The 17,004-nt window shown below is 72.4% G+C and carries 6 protein-coding genes; all 6 read left to right on the top strand.

Going from position 1 to position 17,004, the window contains the following annotated elements; genetic code table 11:
* The first annotated feature begins 158 nt into the window (after positions 1–158).
* The 6 genes from LQK93_RS08600 to LQK93_RS08575 all read left to right on the top strand — a co-directional run bounded on the left by LQK93_RS08600 (position 159) and on the right by LQK93_RS08575 (position 16,970).
* Positions 159–971, top strand: a complete 813-nt coding sequence (locus tag LQK93_RS08600; RefSeq protein ID WP_374971124.1) for a hypothetical protein — start codon at positions 159–161, stop codon at positions 969–971.
* Complete coding sequence (locus tag LQK93_RS08595; RefSeq protein ID WP_374971123.1) at positions 968–7,276, top strand: Ig-like domain-containing protein; 6,309 nt, start codon at positions 968–970, stop codon at positions 7,274–7,276. Before LQK93_RS08600 ends, LQK93_RS08595 begins: the two co-directional genes overlap by 4 nt.
* A gap of 106 nt (positions 7,277–7,382) precedes the next feature.
* Positions 7,383–8,375 carry an AAA family ATPase gene (locus LQK93_RS08590; protein WP_374971122.1) on the top strand — a complete coding sequence of 331 codons (993 nt, stop codon included), beginning with the start codon at positions 7,383–7,385 and terminating at the stop codon, positions 8,373–8,375.
* Between the two features lie 29 nt (positions 8,376–8,404).
* The gene (locus tag LQK93_RS08585; protein WP_374971121.1) at positions 8,405–9,904 is read left to right on the top strand and encodes a DUF58 domain-containing protein; all 1,500 of its coding nucleotides are present in this window, start codon (positions 8,405–8,407) and stop codon (positions 9,902–9,904) included.
* Positions 9,901–12,573, top strand: a complete 2,673-nt coding sequence (locus tag LQK93_RS08580) for a transglutaminase-like domain-containing protein (RefSeq protein ID WP_374971120.1) — start codon at positions 9,901–9,903, stop codon at positions 12,571–12,573. The genes LQK93_RS08585 and LQK93_RS08580 overlap by 4 nt, the downstream gene beginning before the upstream one ends.
* Complete coding sequence (locus LQK93_RS08575) at positions 12,570–16,970, top strand: FtsK/SpoIIIE domain-containing protein (protein ID WP_374971119.1); 4,401 nt, start codon at positions 12,570–12,572, stop codon at positions 16,968–16,970. Before LQK93_RS08580 ends, LQK93_RS08575 begins: the two co-directional genes overlap by 4 nt.
* Positions 16,971–17,004: the final 34 nt, after the last annotated feature.

The raw sequence follows: 17,004 nt of genomic DNA, 5'->3' as shown, positions 1-17,004 counted from the left end.
GGCGGGTAGACATCGCGGGTCCGGGGCGGCACCCTCGACTCCGACAGCACCAAACCGGCACGAACTTCCGTAAAGCCGCATCTCCCGCACCCGGCCGCCGACAACCGGGCGGCACGGTGCGGGCTGCGGGCGCTCGACAGGGATTAGGGGACCTGATCGTGATCCACAGCAAGGTGACCGTCGTGTTCTGCGGCGAGGAGCGCTCCGTGTCACCTGACACCGGTCTGACCATCGGCCGCACCGGTGATGTCGAGATCGACGACAACCCCTACCTGCATCGGACGTTCCTCGTCGTCTCGCACGAGGCCGGCTTCTGGTGGCTGAGCAACACCGGCTCGACGCTGACGGCGACCGTCGCCGACGAGCAGGGCCTCTTCCAGGCCTTCCTCAACCCCGGCGCCCGCATCCCGCTCGCCATGAAGAAGCTCCTCGTGTGGTTCACCGCCGGCCCGACCACCTACGACTTCGAGATCCACGTCGCGAGCCCGGTGTTCAAGACGGTGACAGCCGAGGCGGCGGGTGCCGGGAACGCGGACGGCTCCGAGGAGGAGGTCGGCGCCGCCACGGTGGGGCGGGTGTCGCTGACGCCGGACCAGAAGCTGCTCGTCGTGGCGCTCTGCGAGCCGTTCCTCCGGCGCCGTGAAGCGGGTACGAGCCAGATACCCTCCTCTGCCGCCGCAGCCGAGCGTCTCGGCTGGACCCTCACCCGCTTCAACCGCAAGCTCGACAACGTCTGCCAGAAGCTGGCCGACGCCGGCACCCGCGGCCTCCACGGCGGTGTGGGCAAGCTCGCGACCAACCGCAAGGCCCGGCTCGTGGAGCACGCGCTCTCGACCAAGCTCGTGACGGAGGACGACCTCGCCCTCCTCGACGGGCCCGCCGACGCCTGCACCACCTCAGCCAGCACGACAGCCACCGCAGCAGAGCGGGCCGCTGACCGGATGGTCACGGCCGAACAGGGGAACGCATGAGCACCGCCGCCACCAAGCGACGGGTCGGGATCGCCTCCACCGTCGTCGTCGCGCTCGTCGCGAGCCTGCTCGTCTGGCTCGCGACCCGCAGTGAGGGCGAGGTGGTGCGCAAGGCCGACCTCAACGACGGCGGCATCTGGGTCACCAACGCCGAGCAGGCGCGCTTCGGTCGCATGAACAAGCCGGCCGGCCAGCTCGACGCCGGCGTGCTCTCCGACGGCTCGAGCGGCTCGGGCCTCGACGTCTTCCAGGACGGCCCGCAGATCGTCGGCTACTCCCGCGCGAGCAACCAGATCGTCCCGATCAACCCGGCGGAGGGCACCCTCGCCGCCGAGCAGGCGATCGTCCTGCCCAAGGCGAGCACGGCGACCGGCAACCGCGTCTTCACCGCGCCGCTCGTCGACCTGCGAGGCGCCACCATCGCGATGATCGACCCCGCCAAGGGGGAGGTTCGCGCGCAGCGGGTCGAGGACCCCTCCGGCATCGGCGGGCTCGACGGCCTGCAGACCCAGGCGAAGCCGCTCGCCAAGGTGGGCGGCAACGCCGCCGTCGCGGTCGGCGTCGACGGGTCCGTGTATGCCGTGTCCGGCGAGTCCGGGACCGTCACCGTGCTGCGCCCCGAGGGCAACGCATACGGCAAGGCGGTGACGACGAAGCTCGGATTCACCTCGAAGTCGGCGCAGGTCACGGCGGTGGGCACGCACTGGGTGGTGTGGGACTCCGGCACCGGCCGGCTCTACTCGGACGCCCTCGAGAAGCCCCAGCAGCTCTCGGTCGGCAGCGCCGAGCCGGGCAACCCGGCATTCGCGGCCCTGCAGCAGCCCGGGCCCGACGCGACCACGGTCCTGATCCAGGACGAGGCGCAGCTGACCCAGGTGCCCCTCACCCAGGACAGCCCGACGGTGGGCGGCGTGAAGCTGACCCAGGCCGCCCCGGGCCAGCAGCTCTTCCTCTCGGCCCCGGTGCGTCTGGCGAGCTGCATCCATGCCGCGTGGGCCGGCGCGTCGCATGTCTTCTACGGCCGCAACTGCGGCAGTCCCACCGACGCCGACACGGTCGACCTCGGGGCCATGAAGAAGGGCGTGCGCACCGACGGCGTGAAGCTCCGCGTCAACCGCGGCCTCATCGTGCTCAACGACCTCGACTCGGGCGACGTGTGGGACATCGACCGCGACAAGGTCAAGATCGACAACTGGAACTCGGTCATCCCGCCGCCGCAGACCGACAACAAGAACAAGAAGAAGGACGAGAACCTCGTCGACGACCAGGTGAGCCGCACCCCGCCGAAGGCCCAGCCCGACAACCTGCAGGTGCGCCCGGGCCGCACGTCGACGCTCCACGTCCTCGACAACGACTCCGACTCACAGGGCTCCATCCTCGCGATCTCGCCCGGCGACGTCACCCAGCCCGACGCCGCGGGCATCGGGGCGACCGCGTCGGCCGACGGACAGACCGTTCAGGTCAGCGTCCCCGAGGAGGCCAGCGGCAGCTTCTCCTTCGACTACACCGTCAACAACGGCACCACCGCCAAGAACGGCCGCGCCAAGGCCAAGGTGACGGTGCACATCGTCGGGCCCGACGTCAACACCCCGCCGAAGCTGCGGTCCGGCCAGGCCAAGCTCGCCAGGGCGAAGTACCCCGTCGTCGCAGGAGGCTCCGTCCGTGTCGGTGTCATCGCCGACTGGCGTGACGCCGAGAACGACCCGATCCAGGTGTCGGCCCTCGACCCGGCGAGCACCGGCGTCGACGGCTCCGGCGCGCTGACCATCAAGGCCAAGGGCGACAAGGGCGACCAGGCCGTCGCCTACCTGGTCGACGACGGCCGGGGCGGCACCCAGCAGGGCTCCGTGACGCTCGACGTGCTGAGCGAGCAGGACAGCAAGGCGGTCCCGCCGAGGACCCAGCCCGACGTGGTCCGGGCCGTCGTCGGCAAGCCGGTGCAGCTGCAGCCGCTCGGCAACGACATCGCCGGTGCCGACCCCACCGACCCCGAGGCACGCATGCGCCTCGCCCAGGACGTCAAGGGCCCGGGCCAGCTCAACCTCTCCACCAACCTCGACACGGGCGTGCTGACCGTGACCGGCCAGACGCCCGGCACGTCGACGGTGACGTATGCCGCCCAGGTCGGGTCCGGGGTCAGCGTCGGCCGCATCCGCGTCGACATCCTGCCCACCCCCTCCGACGACCTGCCGCCGGTCGCCACGCCCGACGCGGCCGTGCTCCGCGGGCAGACGCCGGTCATCGCGGACGTGCTGTCCAACGACTACAGCCCGCGCAGTGACGTCCTCGTCCTCCAGCGCGTCCTCACCGGCGCCTCCTGGCTCCGGGTCTCCGTCGTGCAGGGTCGCTGGGTGCGCGCCCAGGCGACATCTCCCGCCGAGGGGGACACACCCCGGCGGGCCACCGTGAGCTACACGACCAGCGACGGGACCAAGACCGCGGTCGGGCAGCTCTCGGTCGTGCAGAAGCCGGAGAGCAAGGACGTCGTGCGCCCCACCGTCGTCGACGACGTGGCGACGGTGCGCATCGGCGACGCGGTGACCGTCCCGGTCCTCGACAACGACTCGATGAGCGAGGGCATCCCGCTCAAGCTCGACCCGGCCAGCGTCCGGGTGGTCTCCGGCGGCGGCCAGGCCTTCGCCTCCGGCACCGTCGTGCGCTACGTCCCCGAGCAGGCCGCCCTCAAGGGGCCCGCCGCCGCGATCCTGGAGTACGCCACCTACCCCGAGGGCCTGCGAGCACGGGCCGTCACCGGCCGGGTCAACGTCACGATCAACCCGCTGCCCGACGCCGTGAAGTACCCCGACCAGCCGCCGAACGCCCGCAGCTTCTCGGCGAGCGTCACCGCCGGCGACACCCTGGCCATCACGGTGCCGACGAGCGGCGTCGACCCCGACGGCGACCTCACCTTCGTCAGCGGCATCGTCGGCGAGGACGGCAAGGCCGTCGACCTCAAGCTGGGCCGCGTCCTCGGATTCGGAGCGGCCACGATCCGATACGAGGCCTACCCGCGCAGCTCCGGCACCGAGGTCATCCGCTACCAGCTGCGCGACCGGTTCGGCCTGACGAGCGAGGGCTTCGTCCGCGTCGGCGTCGTGCAGCCCGGCGACCCGCAGCCGCCGGTCGCCGTCGAGGACGACATCGTCGCGGCGCCCGGCCGCACCGTGCACGCCGACGTGCTGTCCAACGACCTCATCGCCGCCGGCGACTCCGTGTCGTTCGTCGACCTCTCCACCCTCAACGACCCCGACGTCCTCAGGCAGTTCACCCGGCAGAAGGACGACACCTTCAAGGTCGTGGCGCCCGAGGACGGCCCGGCCAAGGTGCTCACCTACGGCATCACGGACGGGCTCTTCGACCCGTCGAAGTCGACGCTGACCGTGCGGGGCCAGAAGAACTTCAACAACCCGCCGGTGGCCGTCGACGACACCGGGGTCGTCAAGCCCGGCGAGACCTCGATCCTCGTCGACGCCCTCGCCAACGACCGTGACATCGACGGCGACCAGGCGAGCCTGCGGATCACCAAGTTCGTCGGCGACGGCGTGACGCGTGAGGGCCGCAAGCTGCGCATCCAGCTGCGACCCCAGGCACGCGTCGTGCCCTATGTCATCGAGGACGCCGACGGCGCCTCGGCGATGGCCCTGATCTACGTGCCCGCCGGCAGCAACGGCGCGCCGTACGTCGTGGACGGCAAGACCATCAAGATGGGCGCCGACTCGACGGTCAAGGTCGCGCTCGGCGACTACGTCAGCGACCCGCGCGGCGGGAAGGTCACCCTGACCTCGCCCGACACCCTGTCCACCTCGCCCGCGGAGAACCTGCAGTCCCAAGCCGGCTCGGGCACCGACCTCACGCTGAGCTCGACCAACGGCTACGTCGGTCCCGCCGCCCTCATGCTCGAGGTGACCAACGCGACCGGGCCGGCCGACAAGGCCGGGCAGACGGCATACGTCACGATCCCGGTCCAGATCGGTCCCGACGTGCCGGTCCTGCGCTGCCCCGACCACGAGGTCCGGCTCGTCGCCGACGGCCCGGCCCGCGCCTTCGACATCCCGCGCCTCTGCCACGCCTGGGTGCCCACCGGCATGGACGCGGGCAGCGCACAGTACGAAGCGAGCTGGAGCCCCGCGGTCGACCGGGTCGACCTGGCCCAGACGGGGGCCGGTGGCCGCCAGGTGGTCCTCAGGGCCCAGGCGGGCGCGCAGGAGGGTGCCACCGGCGCCGTCTCGGTCAAGGCCAAGGGCGGCGCCGAGACCTACAAGGTCAAGGTCCGGGTGGTCAGCGCCCCCCCGGCCGCGACCCTGCGCCCGGTCCGCATCGAGGGCCTCATCGCCGGAACCAGCCGCACGGTGAACCTCGCCCAGTACCTCGACAGCCCTCTCACGGCACCCAGGTGCGTCATCGGCCAGTCGCAGGTCGCCTCGGGCACCGGAGTCGCCGCTTCGGCCAGCGGGTGCCAGCTCACCGTGTCGGCGTCGGACAAGGCGCGCGGCGACGCCCGCATCCTCGTCTCCGTCACCGACGCGGCGGGACGACTGCCGGCCCGCGGCGAGGTGAGCGTCAGCGTCCGCAGCAAGCCCGACGCGATGACGGCGCCGACGGCCGTGGCCGACCGCATCCTCGGCAGCAGCGCGCGCGTCGACTTCCGCCCGCCCGCCTACGACGGCGGCCTGCCCATCGAGGGCTACGAGGTCACGGTCAACGGTCCGGGAGGTGGCACGAAGGCCTGCTCGTCGTCGCCGTGCACCGTCACGGGCCTGACGAACGGCAAGGACTACTCCTTCACGGTCCGCAGCCGGAACCCCGTCGGCTGGTCCGACCCGAGCCCGGCGAGCAACACCGTGCGGCCCGACACCAAGCCCAAGGCCACCTCGATCACCGACGTCACCCCGGGGGACCGCAAGCTCACGGTGCGCTGGGCCGAGCCGGCCAACGACGGGAGCCCCGTCCTGCAGTACCGCGTCCAGTGGGTCGACATCGGCGGCAACGCCGGTTCGGGCAGCTCGGCGCCGGTCCAGGCGCCCGGCCTGACCAAGGTCATCAGCGGGCTCGTCAACGACGACGCCTACAACATCCGGGTGCAGGCGCGGAACGAGGCGGGCTGGGGGCCGTTCGGCCCCGACGTCAAGGCGCAGTCCTTCGGCAAGCCGGCCGCGGTCCCTGCCCCGACGCTCAGCCCGCGCGAGCCGGTGCCGGGCGCGGCGAACGCCCAGGTGTCGATCACCTGGCCGTCCACCGACCCCAACGGGCCGGCCATCACGAAGTACGAGGTCTACCGCCGCACCGGGAGCGGGCCGTGGAACCTCATCGCCACCCGCTCCGGCGGTGACTCGCGGGTCGCGAGCGACACGATCCCCTACCAGGGCCAGACGGTGCAGTACGTCGTCACGGCCACCAACGGCGGCCCCTCGACGTCCGACAAGACCAACTACAGCTCGTACGTCGCGGACGGCGTCCCCGAGACCCCGTCACTGAGGTCGGTGTCGACGCCGAACAAGGACTACGCGGCCAACGCCTCGTTCAGCCTCGGCGACTCGCGGTCGCGCGGCTACCAGAAGGTCAACTGGCAGACCTCGGCCGGCCGCTCCGGCTCGTGGGACTGCTCCGGCGGCTGTTCCGGTGGCACGGCCAAGAACCTCGGCACGAGCCAGCAGTCGATGCAGGTCCAGGCCTGCAACGTCGCCGGCCGGTGCTCCCCGTGGTCCAACAGCGTCGCGTTCCAACCCTATGGACCCACCAACGGCGTGCCGGGCCTGCGCGAGAGCCACGACAACAACAGCATCACGTTCACGTGGGGCACTGCGCCGAGCGAGGGCCGGCCGATCACCGGCTACGAGATCGACGGCGACCGCAACCAGACCGTCGGCGCGGGCACGCACTCGACGACCTTCAACAACCTGGGCTACTCGACGTCGAAGCGGATCCGGGTTCGGGCGATCGCGCAGGACTCGGGCCCGGGGCCGTGGACCGGCTACGTCACCGGCACGACCAACGCGGCACCGAAGCCCAAGGTGAACTGGCTGCGGCCCACCGGGCAGACCGGTTTCGTCCCGGGCTGCAGCACCGGCGACTGCCAGTACCTGCAGTACGACCTGCAGGACTACCAGGGCGCCATCAGCTGCACCTTCGCCAGCAGCAAGGGCAACTGGCCGTACAACTACGACGACGGCACGAACGGGTCGATCCAGCCGCACAACGGCACCAACACCTCCGGCAAGTTCTTCGGCTACCCGACCGGCTGGGTGCGGGTCACGTGCACGGGCAGCAACGGCAGCGACTCCTACACCCGCGACCCGTGGAGGTAGTGGCCCGCACCCCGATCCGACCCGCTGCCCGAGGGCGGCGCAGCGCACCCGGCCACCCGGCATACGAACGACTTCCCCGCATGACCACGACAGGAGCACGACACCCATGACGGCCACCCCCACCACCGGTCGCATCACGCAGGAGCAGGTCACGTGGTTCGCCCACACCTTCGACCAGCTCGTCGCCAACATCGAGAAGGCCGTCCTCGGCAAGCAGCACGTGACGCGCCTGGCGCTGACCTGCCTGCTGTCCGAGGGCCACATGCTCCTCGAGGACTTCCCCGGCACCGGCAAGACCCAGCTCGCCCGCGCCCTGTCGGCGACGGTTCAGGGCACCCACAGCCGCATCCAGTTCACGCCCGACCTGCTGCCGAGCGACGTCACCGGCGTGACGATCTACGAGCCGACCAAGCAGGCGTTCGAGTTCCACCCGGGCCCGATCTTCGCGACCATCGTGCTCGCCGACGAGATCAACCGCGCCTCGCCGAAGACCCAGTCGGCGCTGCTGGAGGTCATGGAGGAGGGCCGGGTCACGATCGACGGCAAGCCGCACTCGGTGGGGCAGCCGTTCATGGTGATCGCGACCCAGAACCCGATCGAGCAGGCCGGCACGTACCGCCTCCCCGAGGCGCAGCTCGACCGCTTCCTGATGAAGTCGAGCGTCGGCTACCCCGACCACGAGGCCACCATCGCGGTTCTCGCCGACGCCAAGACGCGCGACCGGGCCAAGACCCTCAGCCCGCTGATCGCGAGCAACGTCATCGTCGAGATGAGCAAGCTCGCCGACGAGGTGCACGTCGACCCGGCGATCCTCGGCTACGTCAGCCGCATCGCGGAGGAGTCGCGCCGCCACCCCTCGCTCAAGCTCGGCCTGTCGGTCCGTGGCTGCCTGGCCTACGTGCGCTGCGCCAAGACGTGGGCGGCGAGCCAGGGCCGGACCTACGTCGTGCCCGACGACATCAAGATGCTCGCCGAGCCGGTGCTCAGCCACCGCCTGCTGCTCGGTGCGGAGGCGCAGTTCGCCGGCACGACGGTCGTGCAGGTCATCGACCAGATCCTCGGCGACATCGCCCCGCCCGCCGAGCGCGCCTCGGCCTGAGCGCTCGAACGCAAGCACGAGGGGACCGCATGACCCAGCAGGACCAGGAGGCCGCGCCGTCGCGCCGCGGCGGACGCTTCCGTATGCCGTCACGCCGGGCCGCGTCGACCGGTCCCGGCGCGTTCGTGGCGGCGTCGCCCGCCGGCGCACCAGGTGCGTGGGGGGCCAGGTCGGGCCCCCGCGCCCACACCGTCGGAGGCACGAGGAGCCGCGGCATCCGCCAGATCACCCAGCCGCTCACCCGCTCGATCGGGCAGGTGGCCGGCCAGACCGAGGGCGTGTGGCGGCCGGTCGCCCGCGTCGTGGGCTGGGTCTCGCCGCTGGGCTGGACGATCCTGGCCCTCGGCGTCGTCTGCTGGCTCGTCGGCGCCCGCTGGCGCTGGACCGAGCTGCTCATGGTCGCGGCAGCGGCGCTGGTCCTCTTCGCGATCTGCCTGGTGCTCGCCCTCGGCCGCACCAAGGTCCGCATCGTTGCCGAGGTCGACCCCCGACGCGTGACGGTCGGCGAGCCGGCCACCGGGCGCATCCTCGTCGCCAACGAGGCGCGCACGCCGATGCTGCCGATCCTCGTCGAGCTGCCGGTGGGCCTGTCAGCGGCCCGGTTCGTGCTGCCGGCCCTGACGCCCGGAAAGGCGCACGAGGAGCTCTTCGTCGTGCCGACCTCGCGTCGAGGCGTCATCCAGGTCGGGCCGGCCACGACCGTGCAGGGCGACCCGCTCGGGCTCATGCGCCGCACCCTGACCTGGACCGAGCGCACCGAGCTGTTCGTCCATCCCCGCACGGTCGCCCTCGAGTCCCTCGGCGCCGGCCTGCTGCGCGACCTGGAGGGCAGCACCACCGAGGACGTCTCGATGAGCGACCTCGCCTTCCACGCCCTGCGCGAGTACCAGCCCGGCGACGACCGGCGCTACATCCACTGGCGCAGCTCGGCCAAGGCCGGCAAGCTCCTCGTGCGCCAGTTCCTCGACACCCGGCGCTCGCACGTCACGGTCATCATCGACCCCGACCCCGAGCAGTACCGCTCCGGCCACGGTCGTACGGGCCGCACCGACCGCGACGACCGCGAGCTCGGGAGGGACGTCGTGGCGGCCAACGCGCCGACGGCCACGCAGGCCGACGTCGAGACCGCGATCTCCGTCGGCAGCTCGATCATGGTCCGCGTCATGCTCGACGAGCAGGACTGCACGATCGTCTGTGGCGCCGAGCGGGTCACGAAGTCCGTGCCCCAGGTCGGCCTCGATGCGATGTCGCGCGTCGAGCCCGGCCCGGTCGACCTGCTCACCGCCTCGCTGGCGGCCGCGGAGCTGGCACCCGACACGAGCACCTGCTTCCTCGTCACCGGACCGCACCGCCCGTTCGTCGAGCTGCAGCGGGCCGCCGCGCAGTTCCCGCCCGAGGTGACCCGCGTCGTCGTCGTCGTCGACCCGGAGGCCGACCACGGCATCCGTCGTGGTGGCGGCCTGACCATCCTCACCCTCGCCCGCCTCGAGGACCTCCGCTCGCTTCTCGTCTCAGGGGTTGCCCGATGAGCTCGATCCCCGCCCCTCCGCCGTCCGCCCTCGTGACGCCGCCTTCGGCGGCCGAGCGTCTGCGCGGCCGGCTGGCCCGCCTGCGCCCCACGACGCGGCAGCTCGTCGACGCCGCCTTCTGCGCGGTCCTCGTGGGCCTCGCCCTCGTGGGCTTCCGAACCACCTTCTTCGGGCTCGGCTGGCTCTGGGTCGGCCTCGCCGGCCTCGTCCTGGGCCTGCTCGTCTCGCACGTGACGGCGACCTACCGCGCACCGGGGATCATGAGCCTGCTGGCGATCGCGGCGGCATACCTGCTCCTCGCTGGACCGATCGCGACGCGTCAGGACCTCGTCGCCGGGTTCCTGCCCTCGGGCAGCACCTTCGGGACGCTCGTGCACATGGCGGTGCCGGGCTGGAAGGAGCTGCTGACGGCCCTGCCGCCGGTCGACTCCGAGGGGCCCTACATGGCCCTGCCGTTCCTCTTCGGGTTGCTCGGCGCGGCCACCGCCCACGGGGTCGCGCGCCGGTGGACCAGCGCGGTCGCCGCCCTCGTCGCACCGGTGGTCCTGCTCGTGGCCTCCATCGTGCTCGGCACGCTGACGCCCGCGGCCGTCCTGCTGCAGGGCGCCGTCTTCGCCCTCGTGGCGATCGGCTGGACGGCGCTGCGCAGCAACCGCAACCGCCCCACGCTGCAGAACGGCGCCGGCCGCACGACCCGGGCGGTCACCACGGCCGCACTGCTCGCCGTCGCGACGGTCGGCGGGTTCCTGCTCGGCCCGCTCCTGCCGGGAGCCGACGACGCGGACCGCACCGTCTTCCGGTCGGCGCTCGTCCCGCCCGCCGATGTCGCGCAGTACCCGTCGCCGCTCGCGGGATTCCGTCAGTACACCGAGCCCAACGGCGCCCACCTCTTCGACAAGACGCTGCTCACCGTCAAGGGCCTGCCGGTGGGCGTCCCGGTGCGCATCGCCGCCCTCGACTCCTACGACAGCTTCGTCTGGGGCGCCGGCAACGTCGCGAACAAGGGGACGGGCGGCGAGCCCGACGGTGCGGCCTTCCGCAAGGTCGGCAGCCACATCGCCGCCGACGGCCCCGGCGACCCCGTGACCGCGACCGTCAGCGTGCCGGCCGCCGGTTACAGCGACGTGTGGCTGCCGACCTTCGGCACCGTGACCGGGCTCGACTTCGGCGGATCGCGCGGGGACCGCCTCGCGGACGACCTGCGCTTCAACGTCGATACCAACACCGGCGTGCTGCCCGAGAAGCTCCAGGCCGGCGACACCTACACGGTCAGCGCCCTGGTGCAGAAGGTCGACGGACCCCTGCCCAAGGAGGTCGACGTCGCCACGGGCAACGTCGTCGACGGGCAGAACCTCACCTTCGTCGACGACAAGATCACGCCGTGGACCGAGCGGGTCGACGGCTCGTGGCAGCAGGTCGTGGCCGTGGCCAAGGCGATGCAGGACGGGGCCTACACCGACGGAGGCGCGCCCGGCGACTACCAGAACATCTTCCTGCCGGGGCACAGCCTGCGCCGGATGACGCAGTTCATGAAGGCCTCCCAGCTGGCGGGCAACGACGAGCAGTATGCGTCCGCGCTGGCGCTCGCGGCCAACCGTCTTGGCGTGCCCGCCAGGGTCGTGCTCGGTGCGGAGCCGGAGGCGAGCGGCGTCATCAAGGGCAAGGACGTCCACGCCTGGGTCGAGGTGGCCCGTGCCGACGGCTCGTGGCAGCCGATCTACTGGAAGCAGTTCCTGCCCGCCCGCAACAAGAAGCCGCAGCAGCTGCTCCAGAAGTCCGAGGAGAAGAAGACCGGCGCCCAGGTGCCGCCGCCCGCGGCCAACAACCCGCCGAGCGTGCTCCAGGGCCCCGACCAGGCGCAGAACGCGACCCAGCTGAAGACGCCGCCGAAGGACGAGAAGAACCCGCTCGACCCCTCCACGTGGCCCGACTGGCTGCGCTTCCTCGTCTTCTACGTCCTCGTCCCGGTCCTGGTCCTCCTCGCGGTCTACGGCGCCATCCGCCTGGCCAAGTGGCTGCGCCGGCGGCGCCGGCGGACCACCGGCGCCACCGCGGTCCGGGTCAGCGGCGGGTGGCGCGAGGTCGTCGACACGGCCCGCGACCTCCGGATGTCGCTGCCGGCCAAGGGCACCCGCCTCGAGCAGGCGCGCGCCCTGGAGGAGCACGTCTTCGGCCCGCCGCCGGAGAAGCCGAGTCCCGTCGTCGACGGCGCCCTCATGGGTGCACCACCGCCCGTCTACACGACGTCGAGCGGGCAGCTCGGCACAGCTGTCGACTCGGCCGGTGCGCCCGAGGTGCGTGCCGACGTGCCCGCTCGACCTGGGCTCGAGCTCGTTCCCCTGGCCGCTCGAGCCAACGGTCACGTCTTCGACGTCGCAGAGCCGACCCCCGAGGAGGTCGAGGCCTTCTGGGCCGACGTCGAGACGGCCCGCAGGCGGCTGCGGGGCCGGCAGGGCTTCTGGCAGAAGCTTCGCGGCGACGTGTCGCTGCGGACCTTCCGTGACCACCTCCCCACCGGAGCGGGCCTCGGTCCCGCCCGGGCCCGTACCTCCCGCCGTCAGGGCAAGCCGTCGCAGCCGATGCGACGCACCAGGCAGAGCTCCACCCCCGGGGCCACCACCGCAGCCACCACATCAGCCACTACCGCAGCCAGGAAGAGTGACGCGTGAAGCTGAAGTTCGTCCTCCGGTCGGGAGACCGAGAGACCGACCTCGTCGCGACGACCGACTCGGCCACCACGGTCGGCGACCTCGCCGCCTACCTGGCCTCCGCCGACCCGCACCGGTCGAGTGCGCTCGGCATCGGCCAGGCGATGACCCTGGCCCTCGTCGACCAGGAGATGCGGGGGCTCGACCCGCGCGCGACCGTCGCCGAGAGCGGCCTGCAGTCCGGGATGCGGGTGTCGGTCACCCGGGCCGGCGAGGGCTTCGTCGACCGCGGCCGCCCTGCTGCCGTGGCCTACATCCGTTCTGGCCCCGACGCCGGCCGCGAGGTCCCGCTCGCCCGCGGGACGGCATACGTCGGCCGCGGCCGCGGCTGCGAGGTGCAGCTCTCGGACCAGTCCGTGTCGCGCCAGCACGCGAAGCTCGTCATCCAGGAGGTCGTCGAGGTCGTCGACCTCGGGTCGGCCAACGGCATTACGGCCGGCGGCCAGCAGGTGACGCGGGCCCACCTCAAGAGCGGCGACGTCGTGCGCCTCGGCGACACCGAGCTCGAGGTGCACCTGCAGGGCGACGGGGTCGTCACCCGGCGGGGGAGCGGCGTGCTGTCGGGCGACGCGGGCACCGTCGCCTTCTCTCGCTCGCCCCGGGTCGCCCCGGTCTTCGAGGGCCAGGAGTTCCAGGTCCCCGACCTGCCCGAGCGCCAGAAGACCAACCCGATGCCGATCGTGGCGATGGTCGTGCCGCTGCTGATGGGGGCCGTCCTCTTCGCCGTCACGAAGAGCCCGTACTCCATCGTCTTCATGCTGATGATGCCGGTGATGATGGCCGGGACCTACTACGAGGCGCGCCGGCAGCAGAAGAAGGACTTCGCCCAGGCCATGACGGAGTTCCGCGAGGACCTCGGCCTGCTCTCCCAGCGGATCCGCGGTTCGCTCGAGGTCGAGGGCGAGACCCGCCGGGCCGAGCACCCGAGCGGCCTCGAGTGCCTGACGGCCGTGCGCGACCGCAGTGCGCTGCTCTGGACCCGCCGGCGCGACACCGTGGGCTTCGGCGAGCTGCGGCTCGGCGTCGGCACCCGCCCGTCGCGCTCGGTGATCAAGATGCCGGCCGTCGGCCGCTCCAGGGCGGAGGCCTGGTATGCCGTGTCCGAGGAGCTGAACGGGCTCGAGGTCGTCCACGACGTGCCGGTCGTCGCCACCCCGCTCACCGACGGCGCCGTCGGCGTCGCCGGGCCGCGCGCCAACGCCCTCGGCGCAGCCCGGTCGCTCGTCGTCCAGGCCGCGGCGCTGCACTCACCCGCGGAGCTGGCCGTCTGCTCCTTCGCCTCGGGCAGCTCCGCCCGGGACTGGGACTTCCTCAAGTGGCTGCCGCACACGTCGTCGCCGCACAGTCCGGTCGGGGTCGACCACCTCGCCGCCAGCGCCCCCGGCTGCTCCGCGCTCGCCGACGCCCTCGAGGACCTCGTCGAGGCCAGGGCTGCGGCGCCGGACCCTGGGACCGCTGCCGGTGAGCGGCCGACGGTCCTCGTCCTCGTCGAGAGCGACGCCCCGATCGACCGCAGCCGCCTCGTGGCCATCGCCGAGCGCGGCCACGGCCACGGCATCGTCGTGGTGTGGGTCGCCGAGACCCAGCAGCTGCTCCCGGCCGCCTGCCACACGTACCTCGTCGTCGAGGGCGACGAGTCGTCGCGGGCCGGCTACGTCCAGGCCGGCGAGGAGGTCCAGCCGGTGGCGGTCGACCGGATCGCCTACGACGAGGCCCTGGCCTGCGCCCGCCAGCTCGCTCCCGTCGTCGACGCCGGCGTGCCCGTCGACGACGCGAGCGACCTCCCGCGCGCGGTGTCGCTCCTCACCCTCACCGGCACCGACCTCGCCAGCGCGGAGCACGCGGTCATCGAGAAGTGGGGCGAGTCGCGCTCGATCCTCACTGGCCCCTACGCGCCGGCGGTCCTGCCGCGCCGGCCCGGCAACCTGCGCGCCGTGGTGGGCCAGTCGAGCCAGGGCACGTACTCGGTCGACATCCGCTCCGACGGCCCGCACGCCCTCGTCGGCGGCACCACCGGTGCCGGCAAGTCCGAGCTGCTCCAGGCCTGGATCCTCGGCATGGCCGCGGCGCACTCACCGCAGCGCGTCACCTTCCTGCTCGTCGACTACAAGGGCGGCTCGGCGTTCCGCGACTGCGTCAAGCTGCCGCACACCGTGGGCCTCGTCACCGACCTCTCGCCGCACCTCGTGCGCCGGGCGCTCGCCTCGCTCGCGGCGGAGCTGCACCACCGCGAGCACCTCCTGGCCCGGCACAAGGCCAAGGACCTCGTCGAGCTCGAGCGTCGCGGCGAGGTCGAGGCGCCGCCGTCGCTCATCATCGTCGTCGACGAGTTCGCCGCGCTCGTGCAGGAGGTGCCCGAGTTCGTCGACGGCGTCGTCAACGTCGCCCAGCGCGGCCGCTCCCTCGGGCTGCACCTGATCCTCGCCACCCAGCGTCCCGCCGGCGTCATCAAGGACAACCTGCGCGCCAACACCAACCTGCGCATGGCGCTGCGGATGGCCGACGAGAACGACTCCGACGACGTGCTCGGGTCGAAGGAGGCCGCCTTCTTCGACCCCGCCCTCCCGGGCCGAGCCGTCTCGAAGACGGGTCCCGGCCGGCTCGTCCCCTTCCAGACGGGGTATGCCGGTGGGTGGACCTCCGACGTCCCGCCGCCGCCCGACATGAAGGTCGAGACCCTTACCTTCGGCCGCGGTGTCGAGTGGGAGCCGCCGCAGTCCGACGTCGCCGACGACGTCGTCGACCTCGGGCCCACGGACATCCAGCGGCTCGTCTCGACCCTCGGCCGCGCGGCCAAGGTGGCGCAGCTGCCCAAGCCACGCCAGCCGTGGCTGCCCGACCTGCGCCCGGTCTACGACCTCGCCACCTTGCCGACCCAGCGCCGCGACGACGAGCTCGTCTTCGGCGTCGCCGACGACCCGGACCGGCAGGCACAGCCCGAGATCGCGTTCCGCCCCGACAAGGAGGGCAACATCGCGATCTACGGCACGTCCGGCTCCGGCAAGTCCGCCTTCCTGCGCTCGATGGCGGTCGCGGCCGGCTACACGGTCCGCGGGGGACCCTGCCACGTCTACGGCCTCGACTTCGGCAACCGCGGCCTCGCCATGCTCGAGGCCCTCCCGCACGTCGGCTCCGTCGTGCCCGGCGGCGACCACGAGCGGGTCACCCGACTGCTGCGGATGCTCCGCGCCACCATCGACGAGCGGGCCACGCGCTACTCCGCCGTCAGCGCCGCCACCATCACCGACTACCGGCGCCTCGCCGGCCGTCCGGACGAGCCCCGGGTGATCGTCCTCATCGACGGCATGACCGCCTTCCGGCAGGCCTACGAGGTCGGCGGCCGGTTCCAGTGGCTCGACCTGCTCGCGGGCCTCGCCGCGGACGGCCGACCCGTCGGCGTCCACTTCATCATCGCCTCGGACCAGCGCACCGGTCTGCCGACCAACCTCGCGGCGGCCGTGCAGGGCCGGATCATCCTGCGCATGAGCAGCGCCGACGACTACTCCGTCTTCGGAGTGCCCGGCGACGTGCTGACGATGGCCTCGCCCGCCGGTCGTGGCCTGATGTCCGGCTCCGAGGTGCAGGTCGCGGTGCTGGGCGGCTCGTCCGACGTCACGGTCCAGGCCGCCGCCATCGAGGCGTTCGCCGACGCGACGCGCAAGGCCGGCGTCAGCCAGGCCCCGCCGATCGAGAGCCTGGCCGAGGTCATCCCGCTCGGTGAGCTGCCCTCGGAGTTCGGCGGCCGCCCGGTCCTCGGCGTCGCCTCCTCGACCCTGGAGCCGCACGGCTTCGATCCCAAGGGGACGTTCGTCATCACCGGGCCCTCGGGCTCGGGCCGCACCACGGCGGTCGCCGCCGCTGCGGCGGGCCTCTTTCGGTTCAGCTCGAGCACCGCGCTCTACCTCATGACCCCGCGGCGCTCGTCCGAGCTGCTCGACCTCGGCATCTGGGCCGAGACCGCGGTCGGCGGCGAGGCGAGCACCAAGCTCGCCACGCGACTCACCGGCGACATCGAGGAGGGACGCACCAGCCGGCCCGTGGCGGTCTTCGTCGAGCGCGTCGACGACCTCGCCCCCTCGGGCGCCGAGAACGCGCTCACGGCGCTGGCGAAAGCGTGCGTCGACAACGACCAGCTCGTCGTCGCCGAGGGCGAGGCCGCCTTCTTCAGCAGCAACTTCGGCCTCCAGGCCCTGCTCAAGACCTCACGCTCCGGTCTCGCGTTGCACCCCGACGGCAACGAGGGCCTGTCGGTCTTCAAGGCCAACCTGCCCTCCCTCAACCGCGCCGAGCTCCCCCCGGGACGCGGGTTCCTCGTCGAGAAGGGCCGCTTCGAGCTGCTCCAGGTGGCCCGTCCGTGACCCGCAGGAGACGCCGAAAAGCCTTGGGGGACGG

Source organism: Terrabacter sp. BE26 (assembly GCF_041941675.1).
Lineage (GTDB): Bacteria > Actinomycetota > Actinomycetes > Actinomycetales > Dermatophilaceae > Terrabacter.
The sequence above is the reverse complement of the archived record's forward strand: the minus strand, read 5'-3'. Positions and strand labels throughout refer to the sequence as shown.